A 17,085-nucleotide genomic window follows, 5' to 3' on the forward strand; every position below is an offset into this window, starting at 1 on the left:
ATGTGTAATTTACTATCCTACGATTGCTAACTAAGAGCAACCAATTAACGTTGAAACGACTGATATTTGCTTTTGTTGTTTGTTAAAAACCAAGGGGGCAAATTTTGCTCAGTATATCAAGGGTCTAGATTTACAGTTTATTGCTCATTGAGTTAATTACTATGTCTAGACCGTTATGAATAGAATACGAAAATACCTTTTTAATTGTTTTTTACATTGTATTTTTCCATCTAGTTCGCTCTCTCTTCTTCAATGATTATTGAGTACGTTAGCCAACTATCGCTGGGTACCAACTTGCAAGCACTACACCAAATAAGCCGACTAAAAATACAATGGATATCAACATCATTAAAGCAGCGGTGGCGATTGTTATCACTCTATTAAACGTTTTACCTGCATATCTGACTAACTCAGCTATAAGCAGCGGCATAATATAAGAACATACGCTAATAGTTAACACGGTTGGACCTGTAAACGTTGTTGTATCAATTCCTAGTGAGCCGAATATTAAAAACCAGGCAAAAATCATCAGCCTAAAAAATAAAACGCCGTTTGCTGCAAGATATAAACGTATCGCCCAAATTTTATGTTTAGTGATATTACGCTTTCTGGCCGCTTGTACGGCTAATATACTCGCTAAAATAACCACGCAACCACTAAGCATAGTCAACGCATGCATCAAGGTGTTACCAACGGTTCCTCTGGCTATCATAAGGTACATACCTGCTAAAGAGATGGTACAGGCTAACATTACGAACACGCGACCATTGTAGCGGTGAAACTTAGTATACTTTGCTCTTATTGCAGGTATTAGCTGTAAGCTACCACCAATTATCATCACGATGGCGAGTAACACATGCAGCGCGTACATTGAATTACCGGTGGGATCGCTGGCAACATAGGCGGAGCTATTTATACGGCTCCAGCCAGATATTCCCGTAGTGACCCCCGTAAGCCCGTATCCCAAGGCGAGGTAAATAACAAAACAGATTTGTGCCATCAATAGGCACGTGAACCACATTTTTTTACTCATCTCAAGTAGCTCATTGGGCGTTTTTTTTATTGTTTGCATTAACATGTGCTTTTCCAAAAAGTCTTTTCAATAGCTCAAATATAAAGACTTTCATGGTGATTGCTTCTCAAATTCGGAATTTGAGCAACGATATATTGATAGTTTTTTGTAATTAGCTAGGGCGGTATGGACACATTCACTAACAAAGTTTTTTTGCCAACATACATGTTAATTTGTACCATGTAATTCAGGCCACGTTGTTGGTTAAAACGTCATTTTAAGAGCACGCTATTATGCAAAATTATTCCCCTTATTATCTTCTTCTTTTTGTTTGTATGGGGTTAATGTTTTTAAATGCGCTGAAAAAAGATAAGCAGCTGGTTCATTATTTATTTGTGATATTTTGTGGCTCCCTTTGTATGGTGGCAGCACAAAAGCTCAGTGCGCAAAGTATAGGCGCGTATCAATATTTAATCGGGTTGTTCACTTGCGCAACATGTAATGTTTCATGGCTGATTGCAAGAACGTTATTTCGTGAGCATTCGCCAGTTTCCCGCAGGCATGTGACTTTTGCTGCAACCATTGCGGGCTTGATCATGTTTAATCAAACATGGCACTACTTAGTGAGCCTTGATCCTCAGCCTTTACCTACCAGTGATATAATGTGGCGTTTAAAGCAAGGGGTGAATGAGGTCACCATATTGCTTTCATCAAGTATCCTTGCGCTTTCTTTTTGGGAGGCGTTTAGAGGTTATAGTAAAAAAACACAGTCACAAAAAATGCAATCAATCATCTTTGGGAGCGCTTGGGTTTTAGCTGTGTTTAATGCAAGTATTTTTTCTAAGTTTATTTTTAGTGCGGCTGAAATTGAGCTGTATAACCCCATTATCATAACTTCATCTGCACTTTTAATCGTATTTGCAATGCAGGGAGTTATGCTGCTTCAAGCAAAAGTAATAAATAACCAAGCGCTTAAGCAAGAAGATGATATTGGCACTATTAACAATGACACATTTAATCTAAATGAAAACTGCAATCAAGATGTAGAGCCTGAATTGATAGTTGGCATTACAAAGCTTATTAATGAGCAGCAGCTTTACTTAAAAGCCAGCCTCAAAATTTCAGATTTTGCACAAGCGCTTATGGTGCCTGAGTACAAAGTTAGCCGAGCAATCCGCTATCACTATAAAGCAGCTAACTTTAATTTATTTATTAACCAATACCGCGTTAAGTATGCAAAAAAGTTATTAATAAACGATCAGACCAAAGAGTGGAGTATTTTAAGCATAGCACTTGAGAGTGGCTTTTCTTCTCTTGCTACTTTTAATCGCGTGTTTAAAAGTATTGTGGGTGACATTCCTAATGAGTATCGAAAACAAAACGGTGGCTACTATAATAAAGGTATACGGGAGCTTGTTGATTAGCCAGCTATGTTTAGTTCGCTGTAAATAAAACAAAAGAGTCTAATTTTAACTTTATATCAATGCTCTAAGTTTATAGTTTATTGCTCATTGAGTTAATTAATATGTTTAGACCGCTGCGAATAGAGTATAAGAATGCGTTTTATCATGTGTGAATCGTAGAAGAGGGCGTGAAAACACTTTTTTGAGTGATGACGATTTTAAGCATTTTTTACTGCATTGAGCAAACAATCCTTCGTTTTAGTATTGAAGTGCATTCGTGCTTCTTAGTGATCAATTTCTATCACCTGCTGATAAAAAATCCAAGATTAATTTGACCTCTATGGATTCTACTTTCGGTTCTAATGAAAATTAAAAACCGTTGTAGCAATACAACGGTTTTCTATATAGTGCTAGCCACATGGGCGTTAGCCCGAAGTAACCTTTGAACACCTTCGCTTTATTCGTCAGGCCCTTTTAAGGTGAACACTAAATGTTTACGCATATCTTTTAAAATAACGCCTTTTTTAAGCATTGCGCCGCTTAAACGCTTTTGCCACTTTAATAAGTCAGGCTCTGCGGCCGCTAAGGCTTGCTCGTTTTCAAACTGAAAGCACAGCAGTAGTGTACTTGGAAATAAGTGATATTCCACATCAAACCAGCATTGCAGCATGCCTGGGAGCTCAGTGCGGCCTTGTTCTTCTAATTTTTCAGCTGTATTAAGCACAAGTGTTTGCTGCTTTATTTGCACTGCAGAGAGTTTTTTCATTAATAAAATCCAAGTTAGCGGCTAAAAAATGCAGCCGGAATGCGGGCATTATACGCAAGCTTGTAGGCAGGCAACAACTTTGAAAGGGAGTTAATGTTTAATAGAGTGTATCAGCTTAAAAACTGGAGGGGATGTCGGAAGGCGCCCTAGGGTTTTGCCAAGTTGCTTGCAACAACTAGGGAGTGGTTGTCGCAAGCCGCTTTTAGAACCTCATCGCATTACGCGCTTAATACTTATAAGAGGTATTAATTGGGTCGGTTTATTTGGATCGGCGCTTGTCTAGTACATAACGTACGGCCATTCTTGCAACACCCGCACCAATACCCGAAACTACCGCCCATGTAACGGCCTCTTTGAGATCGGTTTCTTCGCTTGGTCTATCTTTTGGGGCTGGTTCGTTGGTAACCTTTTCCCACGATTTTTGTAAAGTTTTCCTTGTTAACATACCTGCTGATGCAGCGGCCAGACCTATACCTATCGTCGTAATTAGCTGTTTATTACTCATATTACCCTCGATTATTTAGTTGTAGCGTGAGTTATCAATATGTAACTCTTTAAGTAAGAACAGTAGTACCAGCAATTTACATACCGATAGACTCTGAAGACTTTAAATCAGGTTTTAAGCGGCTATTATTCTCTTTGTGTAATTTAGTCGTTTTAAATCACACTTAAGCATCAGCTAAGTAACTAACGTAAAGCCTGTGCCACTGTGCTCAGGTCTATTTTTGAGGCATTTACTCTGCAAATTAACTTACCTTCCAGTCGGCTTATCTGTACATATAGTAAACACCATCGCCCTATGCTTTAATATTAAAAAACAAGGGAGGGCGTTATGAGTAAAAATCGATTTTTATTTAATAAATACGTTGCGGTAATGGCTGTGTCGGGCACTTTGGCTGCACCGGTAACTGTGCTTAGTAACGAGCAAGGGCCGCTAGTTAAGCAGCTTTGTGCTAGTTGCCATAGTTTAAATAACCTTGAGAGTAGCGCGGGTTATAGTCAGCAGGACTGGCAAACATTAATAAGCTATATGGTGGATACGGGCGAGGGTGCTGCGCTTAGTAAAGATATAAGCGCTTATTTAGCTGAGCATTATCCTGTTAATAACAAGCGCGAGTCTAAGGTTGTTACGGGCGATTTAAAGCTTAGCTTTAAGTACTGGCAAGTGCCTACTCTTGGGCAGCGCGCTCGCGATCCGGTACAAGGTAAAAACGGACTTATTTGGTGGGTTGGCCAGTGGGGTAATATTTTAGGTAGATTAGACCCTAAAACCGGCGATATGAAAGAGTACACACTGCCAAGTGGTACCTATGCGCACAGTGTGTCGCTTGATAAAAATCAAACTCCTTGGTTTTTAGGTAATAAAAATGGCACGGTTGGATATTTAGATTTAAAAACCGAAAAATTTAAAGTGTATAAAATGCCCGATAAAAATGCCCGCGACCCGCATACTGGTGTATTTGACGAGGCAGGTATATTTTGGTTTACCCTGCAGCACAGTAATATGGTTGGCAAGCTAGATCCTAAAAGCGGTGATATTCAGCTGGCTACTTTACCCACTAAAGGCTCACGGCCATATGGTATTAAGCTTGATTCAAACGGCACGCCGTGGGTGTCGTGTAATGGTAGTAACTGTTTGGTTAAAGTTGATAAAAACTCTATGGAGCTTAGTGAGATTAAACTCCCTGGCGCCAAAACGCATGCAAGGCGACTTGCCATTACGCCTGACGATATGGTTTTTTATGTTAACTCTGGTATGGGTAAACTTGGCCGCTATAACCCAAAAACCAAGAAGATCACCCAGTGGGATAATCCCAGCGGTGAAAACAGTCACCCGTATGCAATTGAATATGCCGATAACGCCATTTGGTTTAACGAGTCAGCCAAACGCCCTGAAACCTTAGTAAGGTTCGACCTTAATACCGAAACCATGCAGAGCTGGCAAATTCCGAGCAAAGAGGGGATTTACTCAGGTTTAATTAGGCACATGCGCATGGGGAATAATGGGCTGATTATTCACCAAACAGCGACGAATCAATTAGCTGAAATTACATGGTCTGAGTAATAAATTTTCCTTTTGTAAATATATTTATATTAAAACTGCTATCGCTTGTTATTAAGTTTGTTTATGTGGGTAGGAGTTTTTTACAAAATTTGGCAATTTTTACTCTAATAATAAGAGTGTTAGCACGGGGTTTTGTTTTATATTGTTGATTTTAAATGATAATTACTTGGTTCGGGTTTTGCTTGGTAGTAAGTGTATTTTCTTAAATAAATAAAGGAGTTATTATGAGTACCGTTATTACTGGGTTATTCGAAAGTGCATCACAAGCAACACTCGCAATTTATAGATTAGAAGCTTTAGGTATTAATGAAGCTGATATAAGTATTGTAGCCAACGACTCATACGCAAAGGAAGATTTTGCTGTAGACGAAGGTACTAAAGCTTCTGAAGGCGGCCTTATTGGCGCGGCTTCGGGTGGTATTCTTGCTGCAATTATTGGTGGTTTCACTGCCGTAGGGACTGTAGCAACAGGTGGTACTGGTTTATTAGTTGCCGGACCATTAGTCGCTGCATTTGCTGCTGGTGGCGCAGGCGCCGCAGTAGGTGGTACTTTAGGTGCCGCAATTGGTGCGTTTATCCCTGAGCACGAAATTAAGTATTATGAAGATGCCATTGAAAAAGGCTCTATATTAATTGGTATTAAGTACGATAGTGACAACAAAAACGCTATTGAAGAAATACTTAATAATGCAGGCGCAAGCAACGTATCTACAGCGTAACGCTAGCTAATTAATTAAAAAGGTGAAACTTGGTTTCACCTTTTTTTGTGCTTGCTTTTTAGTGCGGAGCAATAATACTTAATTAATTTTAAGGATTAAATCTTACGCTAACTGCGATAAAAACTTCTGATATAGAACAACTAAATAACGTAATTTTTTGTCATTAAATGGACCCATTTATACTCGGATTTTTTAGACATGCTTTGATTATAAAAAATAAATACCCCTTATAAATATAATGCGTGAAGAGTATCTTAGAGGGCTTATTTAGATTGGCGCTTCTTAAATTTATAACGTACGGCCATTCAACCAACACCAACACTTGAGACTACCGCCTAAGTAATAACTGCCTCTTTAAGATCCTCTTTTTCACTTGGCTTATCTTTTTTGGTGGGACGTTGGTAATCTTTTCTCACGAGCTTTGTAAATATGCCTTGGTTTTCACTTAATCTTTGAGTGAAAGTTAGCTCATTAATTAAATAGCTATTTAGTTAAAATTATTTTTAATCAATAAATTACGACTAAAAAATACATAAATATATGTTTGCACATAGGACTGGTATAGACATTGAAACTACTTGTTTAATAGCCGCTTAATTTAGCGTTATTGTTTTATTAATTTGATACTAAACCAGGAGATGATGATGAATTGTTTGCAGTTTGATTCAAAAGCTAAAAGAAGTTTAAACCGCGTTTTAAAACCTGCTTTTGCAATATTATTTACCAGCGTTTTACTACAAAATAGTGCACTGGCTAATGTAAACGTTGAAATGCACCAAGTTACTAAGTCGGGGCAGGGGCAATTACTAGGCACTATTACACTAACAGAAAATGATCACGGCGTTGTTTTTTCACCAAACTTAAAAGGTTTAACGCCTGGGCAGCATGGCTTTCATGTTCATCAATTTGCTAGTTGTGAACCCAAGAAAAAAGGCGATGAGGTAGTGCCTGGTGGTGGCGCTGGTGGGCATTTCGATCCAAAAGCTAGCGAGCATCATGATTATCCTTGGGCTAACGGTCATTTAGGTGATTTACCGGCGTTGTATGTAAATGAAAGTGGCCAAGCTAAATCGCCTGTTTTAGCGCCAAGGCTCACGCTTGAACAACTTAAACAACACGCAGTGATGATTCACGAAGGAAGTGACAACTATGCAGATGAGCCAAAGCCATTAGGCGGCGGTGGTAGCCGCGTTGCTTGTGGCGTAATAGAGTAAATATAAGGAGAATGTTATGCCATATAAAAACCGTGACGAACTACCTGAGTCGGTAAAAAGTAATTTACCTAAACATGCCCAAGAGATATATCAAGAGGCGTTTAATAGTGCGTGGGATACCTACAAGGACCCAAGCGATAGAAAAAACGACGACGACCGCGAAACCACTGCGCACAAAGTGGCTTGGTCTGCGGTTAAAAATAGCTACAGTAAAAATGATAATGGAAATTGGGTTAAGTCGAGTAACTAGTTTTGATCAAACTAACAAAGCTAAAGCATTAAAAAGCCGCTACAGCTTATTGTAGTGGCTTTTTTATAGAGCCCAGTGATTAATCACTTTTCTATTTATCCGTTAAACAATACTTTACGGCGTGTTTGAGTAAAATTGGTAAGCAAAACCATAAGTACTGCTTTAAACACGAATGTGAGTTTGGTTTAAATTTACGTTATTATTTGTTTGTATTAGCCAAGCCAGAGAACACTTTGAATTATTTAGCTCATCTTTATTTAGCGCAGCCCACAGCCGATTCTCACTTTGGAAACTTGTTAGGTGACTTTGGTGGTAAAAGGCATGTAGATCACTTACCAAATAGGGTTAAAAACGGGCTCGATAACCACTATTTAGTCGATAAATTTACAGACTCCCACCCTTTAGTAAAAACCACTAAGCAGTACTTTTCGCCCGAGCGTAAACGTTTTGCTGGTGTGGCTATTGATGTGGTGTTTGATCATTTTTTAATTGTGCATTGGCAGCGCTTTAGCAAGCAACCTTTAAGTGATTTTAAGTACACCAGCTATCAGCTTTTGAATAATCGCATACCTGTTATGCCGCCGCGCATGCAGCATGTTGTAACAAGTATGACCAAAAACGATTGGTTTAAAGAGTACGAAACCGTTGAGGGAATAGGAGTAGCACTTGATAATATTGCTAACCGCATCCGTTTTACTAATAACTTTGCGGGGGCGGCCGATGACATAACGCGTAACTACGATGAATTAGAAGCCGTGTTTTTAGCGTTCTTTCCGGAGCTAATTAAGCATGTAAGTGAGTTTGACCTTGAAAGCACCCCAAAAATGGCATAAAGCGCATTATTTAAAGTTTTTATCAATTGTTAACCTTTTGTGATAATTTAAGGTGAAAAAAACGCTACTCTAATACAAATTAACTTTTGAGTGTTTTTAATGAATCGCAATTACTTGGTTATTGTGAGCTTTGCTGTTTTAGCTGCATTTCAATCTGGTGCTGTATTGGCTTTCGACTTTGACTTAAAGTCGGTACGAACCACTATTTCAAACCCTAACACTAGTCACGCGTTAATATACGACGACTTGGCTGGGAGTAATCAAAAAACACTGTTTTCGTTAGAGCCCATAAACAACCAACGTGTGGGTGTGTTTTTTGATATTAACGACATTGAAATTGGCTACTCTGCCGATATTTTTGAAGATGATGTTGAAACAAAAACACAAGATATACTGCTTTCATATAGAAAGTTTAAAAATTCTAAAATCACTTTTAATTATCAAACGCTTGAAGGACTGCAAAGCACGGCTAGCAATTTAAGCGGCAATCAAACGGATCAAATTTTCTCGCAAAATACACGTTCAACCAAGTTTGAGCTATCTGGTCAACACAATTTTTATACCTTTAACAATAAAGAGTCTTTGTTTGAGCATTTTTTTCTTAATAGGCCAAAGCTAAGTAACAAATTTGATTTGTCGTTAAGTATTGTTGGCGCGTGGTCTTTCAAGCATGTATCTCTTGAGAATAAAGATAATATTGTATTTCAGGCTGATTTTTTAAATTCGTCTGCACCAAAGGTCACTAAGTTAATTTCTAATTCGTATGGAGCGAGTATTGGCTCGCTTTTATCATTTTCGTTACCGCATAATGTTCACGTATTTGCTGAATACAAAGTAGGTAAGGGGAATATTCGAAATACAGACCCTGGGCTGGGGTTAAAAGATTCGGGCGGTGAAAAAGTTGAAGCGTACGGCGGTGGAATGTCTTGGACTTCTGACAATAAAAAACTTATGGTTGTACTACGAGCATGGGAGCAAACAGGCCGGCATATAGATACTTCTTTTGGTGATTTGTCAGTAATTAAGTTTTTTTAGTATTGAGCACCGAAATAGTGAATTTACCAGGAATACTATGAGTAATAATAACGCAGTACCTCAGGCTTATGTGAAGCAAGAGGAAGGTTATAGAATAAAAGCCTTAAGGTTATACCCTTGGGTATGCGGGCGTTGTGCTCGTGAGTTTGAGTACTCTAATTTGCGTGAGTTAACGGTGCATCATGTTGATCATAATCACAGTAATAACCCTGAAGATGGCAGTAACTGGGAGCTATTGTGTATTTATTGCCACGATAATGAACACAATAAATACCATGAACATATTATGTATGGCGGGTCGACTACAGAGCGAAAAGTTGAGGCTGCAACGCATTCCCCATTTGCCGATTTAAAAGCGCTGTTAAATAAATCAAAGTAATAGTTGAGCCACGTTAATGGTCAAATGAACAGGTTAAAATTTTATAACAGCGATTATTGGTTTAATAGTTATTGTAAAATATAAGCTTTAGCGACTATTTTCCATTCATTATCTAGTTTAGCTAATGTTAGTGCATCGTAAAAACGGTTGGTAGAGCGAAATAAAACAACAGCTAAACGATCGTCAACTATGTCCATACTGATAACTTCACCATCGAGGTTTCCACCCGCTGGGTTTTTATTTGATGCCCATTGGTTAAGTACACTGGTCATATCTTTATACGACTTAATAACGTCTTTACCGTCGTCGTTTTTTACTACGCCAACCATTGTTGCGTGCTCTGCTGCAAATGCGCGAAATAAACGCGCCTTACTCGCCTCCCCTTGACCTTGAAAGTAGTCGTTTACTGCGGCTTTTATCGCTACTTTATCTGAGGCTTGATCAGCCAATGTACTAAACGATAAAAAGGTAACACTTATAATAACTAACAATGATTTCAACATAAAACTCTCTACTGCTAATAATGAACAACGCACTAAATTTAAGGCTGCTGGTGTAAACTAAAGCAGCCTCACAATATTATATTTAAATGAAACTTTGTTTATTAAAGCTCTTTTGCTGTTTTGTCTTTTATGTCAAACCAGTTTGAGTCGGCTGAAGTAATAAAGCCTGGTACGTCTTTTAGCCATTGTTTTTGAACTGATTTATCAAGATTTAAATAAAGTTTGTTTTCAACAATTTTGAACGCTTCTGGATCTACGTCAAACTTTTTCTCCATTGATACACCAAACGCACAAAAGCCACCAAATTGTGGTGCGTACTTTTCTGGATTCGCTCTAAATAAGTCGCGGTGCTTAGCTGAGGTGAATTTATAAATGGCATTTTTATGTGTTGAAGTATATTTAGAGCTGCCTGTTACTGCTTTGTTTTGGGTAAAGTAAGCAACGGTATCGTAACCACTAATTGCAATATCGTTAACGTCGGCATTTGCGTCTATGTCTGCTGCAAAGCTTAGTGAACTGGCAAGTACAGATGCTGCAAAAAAAGCTGATTTAGTGAGTGTCGAAAATCTCATGTGTATCTCCAAAGGGTAATTTAATTAGTATGTTTGTTTAAAACTCAACTGTACTTTATCGTTATTTTTTGGTTAATATGCGTCTATTAGTCTATATTTTCATACCAATAACCCAAAGAGACGCTTATGGACGTACTTTCGAGTGTACTGAGTCACTTTTCACTTAACGCCAATGTGTTTTTTAGTGGAAACATGTGCGGTACGAGCGACTTTAGTGACGATCAAGGTGTTGGGCATTTACATTTATTGCGCTCAGGTACTCTAAAAGTGCGCAGTAACAGTGGCTTTGAAGTGGTTTTATCTACGCCTTCGGTTATATTTTTTCCTCACTCTACAGGGCACTGTTTATTTTCGGATAAAAGCGATGGTGCTGATTTAGTGTGTGCACAAATTAGCTATCAAAGTGGAGGGCATAGCCCTTTATTGCAGGCGCTGCCTTTTTGCTTAAATTACGAATTAACGGGTAATGGATTATTAGAGCAGAGCGCTTTTTGGATTTTTGAAGAGGCATTTAAAGACGCCAGTGGTAAGGATTTAATTATAGATCGCTTATGCGATGTATTTTTAATTAGTGTGCTGCGTAAGGTATTGAAAGAGGACACAATTAAAAGCGGGATGATGGCAGGGCTTGCTCATCCTCAGTTGGCTAAAGTATTAATAAAAATACACCAAACCCCAGAGCAAAGCTGGTCGCTTAGCGCTATGGCTGAGGAATGCTGCATGTCACGCTCTAAATTTGCCGACACGTTTAAGCGTGTAATTGAGCAAACACCGGCTGATTATTTAGCTGATTGGCGCTTATCGGTCGCTAAAAAGCTTATTTTAAAAAATCAAAATATGGATTTAGTGGCTAATCAGGTTGGTTACGAAAATGGCTCTGCACTTGCCCGTGTATTTAGAAAAAAAACAGGGCAAGCGCCAAAAGAGTGGTTATTGAGCCAGCAGTAAACGTTCAATTTTGTAAGTTAGCTGCATCCGTTGTAATTAGGTAGTTTGAATCGAGTGACCAAAAATTATTTTCGAGTTTTTGCAAAGGTCGCTTTCTAGAACCAGGCGATGCCTTATGCAGTATCAAATTAATAAGATCTGAACTGACCGCAGGATCACTATGAAAGTAATCATGACCTATTAAGCTGCCAGATTTAGGTACTTTAATTAGGCTTACGTTACCTACAGAAGTAAATATGTCTTGCTCGTTTATGTTTACATCTTTTGTGTTTAATCGACCAAAGCTTAAGCTGTTTGTTAGCCACTGTGAAATACCCAATGCGCTATCTTCTTGAGAGGTGTAAATGGTGATTTGTCCAAATGCAGGTCCAAATTGCTCAGCCATGAGTCTTTGTTTAATAATACCAAAATCGAGATCGGGGGCGGCTAAAATTAAGTTTTCAATACGCAGGTCTTCTCGAGGATTTCCGCCACTGGCTCTGTTTTCAATTATAAGCTCTCTAAGAGTTGTGGTTACTACGTCTGTACCACGGCTATGCGCAATAATATGAATGTTTTCAATTTCAGGATTTTTAAAAAGTAGTCGCAAGGTTTCTTTTAAATGAAAAATAGTAAATTGACCAGACTCTTTATCTTCAAAATAGCCGGTTAATCCTGTGGCGGCAGCTGGCCAAGAGTAAACAATAGGTACGCCTTGTCGGTTCAAAAAATGCCAAATACCGGCAAGGGTAAACACCGATTCGTTAAAGGTATTATTAAAACCATGCACGAACAAAATAACGTCTTTATTATTACTGCTTTTTAAACGCTGATTAATGTTTTTGTTTAATTGGGTTTCGTGAAAAATTTTGCGTTCTAAAATATCTTCGTCAATTTGGAGTTTATTTTTTACCCGTCTAAATTTATAAGGCGATAAAGGAAAGCGACCTAATTCATCCGCTTTTTCCATTACATACGTTAAATTTGCGGAGCGATTTTTAAGATTACTTTGCTCTAATAACTCCCCCCACAGCAAGGATTTATCGCCAAAATTTACTTTTGCTACACCGTATGCAATGGATGGCGAACGACTTGCGTTATACATAACCCCCTCTTTTTCAGAAATTGCTCGGTCTGTAACATAGAGTAACTCCATACTTGTAGTATGCAGGTTTTTAGGTACTTGGGATTCTGAATAAGGCGTGCTTACATATAAATTGGGTGTAGGCATTAAAGCTGGGTTTGAAGTACAGGCAGATAGCAAAATAATCAGCAAAGGCGCGAAAATATAGGATTTACCGTGAGGGTGAAAAAGCATGCTTATTCCTTATTTTCGGTTTATAAATTATTCTAAAGAGGTAAAGTATAAAATTAGCACATAGAAAGTAACATATTTATTACCTTTCACACATCACATACTAATTTTATAATATATTGTTGCGTTAACGAGGATTAAAAACAAAAACACCCGAGCTTATAAGTAGCGAAAGCTGCAGGCATTGTTTTTTGGGGGAGTTATAAAGTTAAATCTTAATCGCTTCAGTAGGCGTTGTTGATAATCCACTAAAATACTTCATTACCAATTGGCCTTGGCTGTTTTGCTCTATTACTAAGTAATTGTTTGAATTAGGGTAGTAAAAGCTATTTTTAGACATCGTAATAAGTTTTGTTTTATCGCCACCAGTGCGCTTTGAATACAAAACGTTATTTTCAAAAATTAGGCTGCGTAAGGTGTTTTCATCAATTTGGTAATCACCCAATACGGGCGCTAATTGCTGCTCTGTTACATCTGCTTTTTTAAACTCGGGAAGTGCAATACCTAGTGCTCTGGCTGTGAGTTTTTCGTTGATAAAAATAGGGTTTATGTGGTTTGAATTAGCCAGTACTGCCACATATAGCTTTTGCTCTGGAATATAGCGTGCGTGCGCTAAAAAGCCATTTATTCCGCCAGTGTGTCTAACTACGGTGTATTCATTCAAAGGCTCAATAATTAATCCGTAACCGTAGGATGAAAAGCTGCCGTCGTTAAGTTTAAAAGGGCTGACCATCTTCTCATAACTTGCTTTACTAATAAGCTTGCCAGACGCTAGTGCACTAAACCAAATGTTTAAGTCAGTTGGAGTAGATATAAGCGCACCTGCGGCATAGGGCCAATCCATATTAATGTAGCTGGTGTTGATAAACCCTTGCTCTGTTTGCTCATATCCGGCTGCACGGTGGGCAACAATTTCTTGGCCTTCATAACTACTCTGGTTCATTTCTAGCTTTTTAAATATGTGTAGTTCAATAAAGTCTTTATAAGACTGGCCACTTGCTACCTCGATTATTTTACCAAGCAGTGAATAGCCTGTGTTCGAATAAGCCATTGTTTCGCCGGGTTTAAACACCATTGGGTGTTTGGCAAATCGCGCTAACGTATCGTCAACGCTGGTGGGCACTTGTATTTCTTTATCGAATAGGTCGTCATCATCTGTGTAGTTGGCGATGCCTGAAGTGTGGGTTAATAAGTTTTCGATTGTGACGAGGTTGCCCTCGGTGGGGAAGCTTGCAACATACTTATGAATATCATCGGTAACCGCTAGCTTACCTTGCTCTTGCAACATCATAATTGCAGCTGCAGTAAATTGTTTTGAAATAGAACCTAAACGTAAAACGCTTTGCTCATTAAGTGCAATGTTATGTTCAAGGTTGGCAAGCCCGCGCGTTCCTTTGAAAAGTACTTTGCCATTTTTACTTATAATTACAGATACCCCAGGCTCGTTTTCAGCAAGGTTTTCGTTAAGAATTTGCTGATATTGCGAGGCCGTTGGGTTTGCTTTTACAAGGCTGGGTGTTAATAGCGTGAGGGCTAACAAACAGCTAGCGTAAAATGGCTTAATCATATTCATCCCTTTTAGTTTTTATACCAAACCTGTAGATAGGTTTAGCGATCCTTGTGTTTTATAATGAGTTAATATTGCACAGCTAAAAAGTAAACACAATTATCGGATTTTATAGGGGCTCAGTAATAGGTATAATTGCTGCGTTTATTGGTTGTTATTAAATTCTTACAAGGAAGTTGTTGATATGCCTGATGTAACTGCTCTATTTTATATTGCTATTATGGCTTTTTATTTATTGCGCTCAAATGATGGAAGTAAGTTAATTATAACTACGATCGTTTTAGCTGCTATCCCTCTCTTTACGGGCGACTATTGGCAGTGGTTGCAATTAAGTGGGCTGTTAAGTGTCATTATTTTAATTATAGAAAAAGAGAAAGCAGGGGCTACCGCAGGCGGTGCAATTGGGGTGTTAGTCGCTCTATTTATTGGGGCTTTTATTGTAAGTGTAATTATTAATACAGGATTGACCTTTTCGAGTAATTTTAAGCTTTCTACTTTTGAAGTTAAAGCTCCCTTAAGTTACGAATGGTCTACTCATATTGTTTGGCTGTATTGTCTTACTTTTGTTATACCGCTATTTGCCATTTTACGCGGTATTAAAAAGCCCGTAGCATTCTTTGGCACTAATTTAATCGCACTCGCTTTAGCTGTATTACCACACTATTGCGGCTCATTTATTTATGGGCTTATGCTAAGCGTCGCTATTATTACTTCTCTTTATTTAGTCGCTTTCGTGTTTAAAACAGATTCTGAACAACGCTTTATGTTTACGTATATGGGTATGAGCGGACTACTAACAAGCTGTATAGTTAAAGGTGTAATGGTGGCCTATTTTTAAACTTCAGCTGTTTATTTTATCCATATTAAAACCAACCTGCTGCAACTTGTAGTGGGGTAGGGTCGCTTTTTTCAGATACCCAAAATACTAAGGCTTGCTTTGTTGGCGATACATTATTAGCGCGAGGCAGGGTTAAGTCAGTTAATGATAATTGCTGCTTAGTTTGCATGTTACTTTGCTCGTAACCAATAACCACAAAGTCGTGTTTTAACTTATGGCCTGCGTTTTCGCCGCTGTGTATTTGTGTTTCTATGCCAAAGCCTAACAGAGCTACATGGGCTATTAAGTTTTGGTTAGTATTATCTTTGGTATTAACAGTATCGTATTCGAGATTAATTTTACTGTTGTTTATAGTCGCTTTTAAATTACCCAAATAAGGGGCTTTAGCGACAGGAATAGCTTGCTTATAAAACCAACCTTGCCATCCGCGGCCGTTAACCATAAATCCAGGGGTTGCTACAATCCTACTTTTACCGAGTGCCTTATAAGTACGTTGTCTTTTACTAAAAATAGCAGAGGCAAACGGGTCTTTCCATCCTAAATAATCCCAATAAGTAACATGAAAATTAATAGGGATTAAATCAGTCCATAGCTTTTCATCATCTGTAAACGTTGAAATCCAGCGCTCTGCTGGTGGGCAACTACTGCAACCTTGCGATGTGTAAAGCTCTAAAAAGGTAGTCGGATTAGCTGTACTGGAAATAGTTACTTGCTCAGCAGCTTGGCTTTGAAAGCAAAAAATTATTAACCCAAAAAATACGATAAGGAATGGACGATATAATGTTTTAGAAAGCATGCTGTGGCTCAAAAAGGCTAATATTCACCTTAGCATAAGTGACTTTTAAGATTGAAGTATCACGAAATACTCACAATTGAATCACGTTTTAACTCCATATTTAACTTATTGAAAACTTAATTTGAACACTCGCTCAAGCTATGCTTTAATCGTTGCTCAATTATTGAGGAACTTTACATGATTAAATTTTATTTTCACCATACTCCTAACCCAATGAAGGTTGCACTTTTTTTAGAAGAAACAGGCTTGCCGTTTGAACTTGTTCCTCTTGATACTTTAAAAGGTGAGCAACATACACCTGAATTTAAAGCAATTAATCCAAACGCTAAAGCACCAGCAATTGTTGATGGTGAAACGCGTGTGTTCGATTCGAATGCTATTTTAATGTACCTTTCTGAAAAATATAAAAAGCTAGAAGGTAAGAGCGATGACCGCGCTGAAATGCTGTCGTGGTTAATGTTTATCGCATCTGGTTTAGGTCCGTATTCAGGGCAAAGTGTTCACTTTAGACATATGGCACCAGAAGGGCTTGATTACGCGGTTAATCGTTATTTACGTGAAGCGCAGCGCCACTACGAAGTACTTGATACACATCTTGAAGGTCGTGACTTTATTGTGGGTGATACATACAGTATTGCTGATGTTTCTGCTTGGGGCTGGATTGATAAAGCACCGGTTGTATTAGGCGAAGAAGGTTTAGCACCGTATCCAAATCTTAAGCGTTGGTTTGAAAGCATTGATAGCCGCCCAGCGGTTGCACGTGCACGCGTAATTGGTACTGATGTAGCATTTAAAAAAGAGTTTGATGAAGACGCTAAAAAAGCGTTTTTCCCTTCAAATTACCCAAAAGTATAAAAAGTACTTAATACTAAACAGCAGAGCCAGCTAGCT

At 38.4% G+C, this 17,085-nt stretch carries 19 protein-coding genes; 11 read left to right on the top strand and 8 right to left on the bottom strand.

Annotated features, from left to right (window positions below):
• Positions 1–268: 268 nt before the first annotated feature.
• Positions 269–1,072: a DUF2306 domain-containing protein gene (locus tag WNY98_RS00735; RefSeq protein WP_342876852.1), complete on the bottom strand. Its 804-nt coding sequence runs from the start codon at positions 1,070–1,072 to the stop codon at positions 269–271.
• A gap of 359 nt (positions 1,073–1,431) precedes the next feature.
• Here WNY98_RS00735 and WNY98_RS00740 point away from each other — a divergent pair, with 359 nt between their 5' ends.
• Positions 1,432–2,436, top strand: a complete 1,005-nt coding sequence (locus tag WNY98_RS00740; protein WP_342876853.1) for an AraC family transcriptional regulator — start codon at positions 1,432–1,434, stop codon at positions 2,434–2,436.
• Positions 2,437–2,872: 436 nt separating this feature from the next.
• Here WNY98_RS00740 and WNY98_RS00745 read toward each other — a convergent pair whose 3' ends face one another.
• The gene (locus WNY98_RS00745) at positions 2,873–3,181 is read right to left on the bottom strand and encodes a hypothetical protein (protein WP_342876854.1); all 309 of its coding nucleotides are present in this window, start codon (positions 3,179–3,181) and stop codon (positions 2,873–2,875) included.
• A gap of 259 nt (positions 3,182–3,440) precedes the next feature.
• Positions 3,441–3,686, bottom strand: a complete 246-nt coding sequence (locus WNY98_RS00750) for a DUF4235 domain-containing protein (protein WP_002958040.1) — start codon at positions 3,684–3,686, stop codon at positions 3,441–3,443.
• Between the two features lie 327 nt (positions 3,687–4,013).
• Here WNY98_RS00750 and WNY98_RS00755 point away from each other — a divergent pair, with 327 nt between their 5' ends.
• From WNY98_RS00755 to WNY98_RS00785, 7 genes are all read left to right on the top strand, one after another.
• Positions 4,014–5,246, top strand: coding sequence for a cytochrome C (locus WNY98_RS00755; RefSeq protein ID WP_342876855.1), 1,233 nt, complete (start codon positions 4,014–4,016; stop codon positions 5,244–5,246).
• A 224-nt stretch (positions 5,247–5,470) separates the two neighbouring features.
• Positions 5,471–5,965, top strand: coding sequence for a hypothetical protein (locus tag WNY98_RS00760; RefSeq protein WP_024590238.1), 495 nt, complete (start codon positions 5,471–5,473; stop codon positions 5,963–5,965).
• Positions 5,966–6,609: 644 nt separating this feature from the next.
• Complete coding sequence (gene sodC, locus WNY98_RS00765) at positions 6,610–7,179, top strand: superoxide dismutase family protein (RefSeq protein WP_206007717.1); 570 nt, start codon at positions 6,610–6,612, stop codon at positions 7,177–7,179.
• Between the two features lie 16 nt (positions 7,180–7,195).
• Positions 7,196–7,429 carry a ChaB family protein gene (locus WNY98_RS00770; RefSeq protein ID WP_039485228.1) on the top strand — a complete coding sequence of 78 codons (234 nt, stop codon included), beginning with the start codon at positions 7,196–7,198 and terminating at the stop codon, positions 7,427–7,429.
• Positions 7,430–7,662: 233 nt separating this feature from the next.
• Complete coding sequence (locus tag WNY98_RS00775) at positions 7,663–8,262, top strand: ACP phosphodiesterase (protein ID WP_342876974.1); 600 nt, start codon at positions 7,663–7,665, stop codon at positions 8,260–8,262.
• A gap of 99 nt (positions 8,263–8,361) precedes the next feature.
• Positions 8,362–9,297 carry a hypothetical protein gene (locus WNY98_RS00780; RefSeq protein WP_165721113.1) on the top strand — a complete coding sequence of 312 codons (936 nt, stop codon included), beginning with the start codon at positions 8,362–8,364 and terminating at the stop codon, positions 9,295–9,297.
• Between the two features lie 37 nt (positions 9,298–9,334).
• The gene (locus WNY98_RS00785) at positions 9,335–9,676 is read left to right on the top strand and encodes a YajD family HNH nuclease (protein WP_024599512.1); all 342 of its coding nucleotides are present in this window, start codon (positions 9,335–9,337) and stop codon (positions 9,674–9,676) included.
• A 68-nt stretch (positions 9,677–9,744) separates the two neighbouring features.
• Here the strand turns inward: WNY98_RS00785 and WNY98_RS00790 are convergent, their stop codons facing one another.
• Together WNY98_RS00790 and WNY98_RS00795 are read right to left on the bottom strand one after the other, a co-directional pair.
• Complete coding sequence (locus WNY98_RS00790) at positions 9,745–10,179, bottom strand: nuclear transport factor 2 family protein (protein ID WP_342876856.1); 435 nt, start codon at positions 10,177–10,179, stop codon at positions 9,745–9,747.
• Between the two features lie 101 nt (positions 10,180–10,280).
• Entirely contained in the window at positions 10,281–10,751 is a 471-nt protein-coding gene (locus WNY98_RS00795) for a YHS domain-containing (seleno)protein (RefSeq protein ID WP_342876857.1), read from the bottom strand.
• A 126-nt stretch (positions 10,752–10,877) separates the two neighbouring features.
• Here WNY98_RS00795 and WNY98_RS00800 point away from each other — a divergent pair, with 126 nt between their 5' ends.
• Entirely contained in the window at positions 10,878–11,699 is an 822-nt protein-coding gene (locus WNY98_RS00800; RefSeq protein WP_342876858.1) for an AraC family transcriptional regulator, read from the top strand.
• Positions 11,700–11,703: 4 nt separating this feature from the next.
• On the opposite strand, the gene WNY98_RS00805 is transcribed toward WNY98_RS00800, so the two are convergent.
• Together WNY98_RS00805 and WNY98_RS00810 are read right to left on the bottom strand one after the other, a co-directional pair.
• On the bottom strand, positions 11,704–12,996 hold the full coding sequence (locus WNY98_RS00805; RefSeq protein WP_342876859.1) for an alpha/beta hydrolase: 1,293 nt from the start codon (positions 12,994–12,996) through the stop codon (positions 11,704–11,706).
• 205 nt (positions 12,997–13,201) lie between these two features.
• Positions 13,202–14,560, bottom strand: coding sequence for a serine hydrolase domain-containing protein (locus WNY98_RS00810; protein WP_342876860.1), 1,359 nt, complete (start codon positions 14,558–14,560; stop codon positions 13,202–13,204).
• A 184-nt stretch (positions 14,561–14,744) separates the two neighbouring features.
• On the opposite strand from WNY98_RS00810, the gene WNY98_RS00815 reads away from it, so the two are divergent.
• Positions 14,745–15,398, top strand: a complete 654-nt coding sequence (locus tag WNY98_RS00815; RefSeq protein ID WP_024599506.1) for a hypothetical protein — start codon at positions 14,745–14,747, stop codon at positions 15,396–15,398.
• Positions 15,399–15,423: 25 nt separating this feature from the next.
• On the opposite strand, the gene WNY98_RS00820 is transcribed toward WNY98_RS00815, so the two are convergent.
• On the bottom strand, positions 15,424–16,194 hold the full coding sequence (locus WNY98_RS00820; protein ID WP_342876861.1) for a DUF1223 domain-containing protein: 771 nt from the start codon (positions 16,192–16,194) through the stop codon (positions 15,424–15,426).
• 177 nt (positions 16,195–16,371) lie between these two features.
• Here WNY98_RS00820 and WNY98_RS00825 point away from each other — a divergent pair, with 177 nt between their 5' ends.
• Entirely contained in the window at positions 16,372–17,049 is a 678-nt protein-coding gene (locus tag WNY98_RS00825; RefSeq protein WP_342876862.1) for a glutathione S-transferase family protein, read from the top strand.
• Positions 17,050–17,085 lie beyond the last annotated feature (36 nt).

Origin of the sequence: Pseudoalteromonas sp. AS71, assembly GCF_038900275.1 — a bacterium.
GTDB lineage: Bacteria > Pseudomonadota > Gammaproteobacteria > Enterobacterales > Alteromonadaceae > Pseudoalteromonas.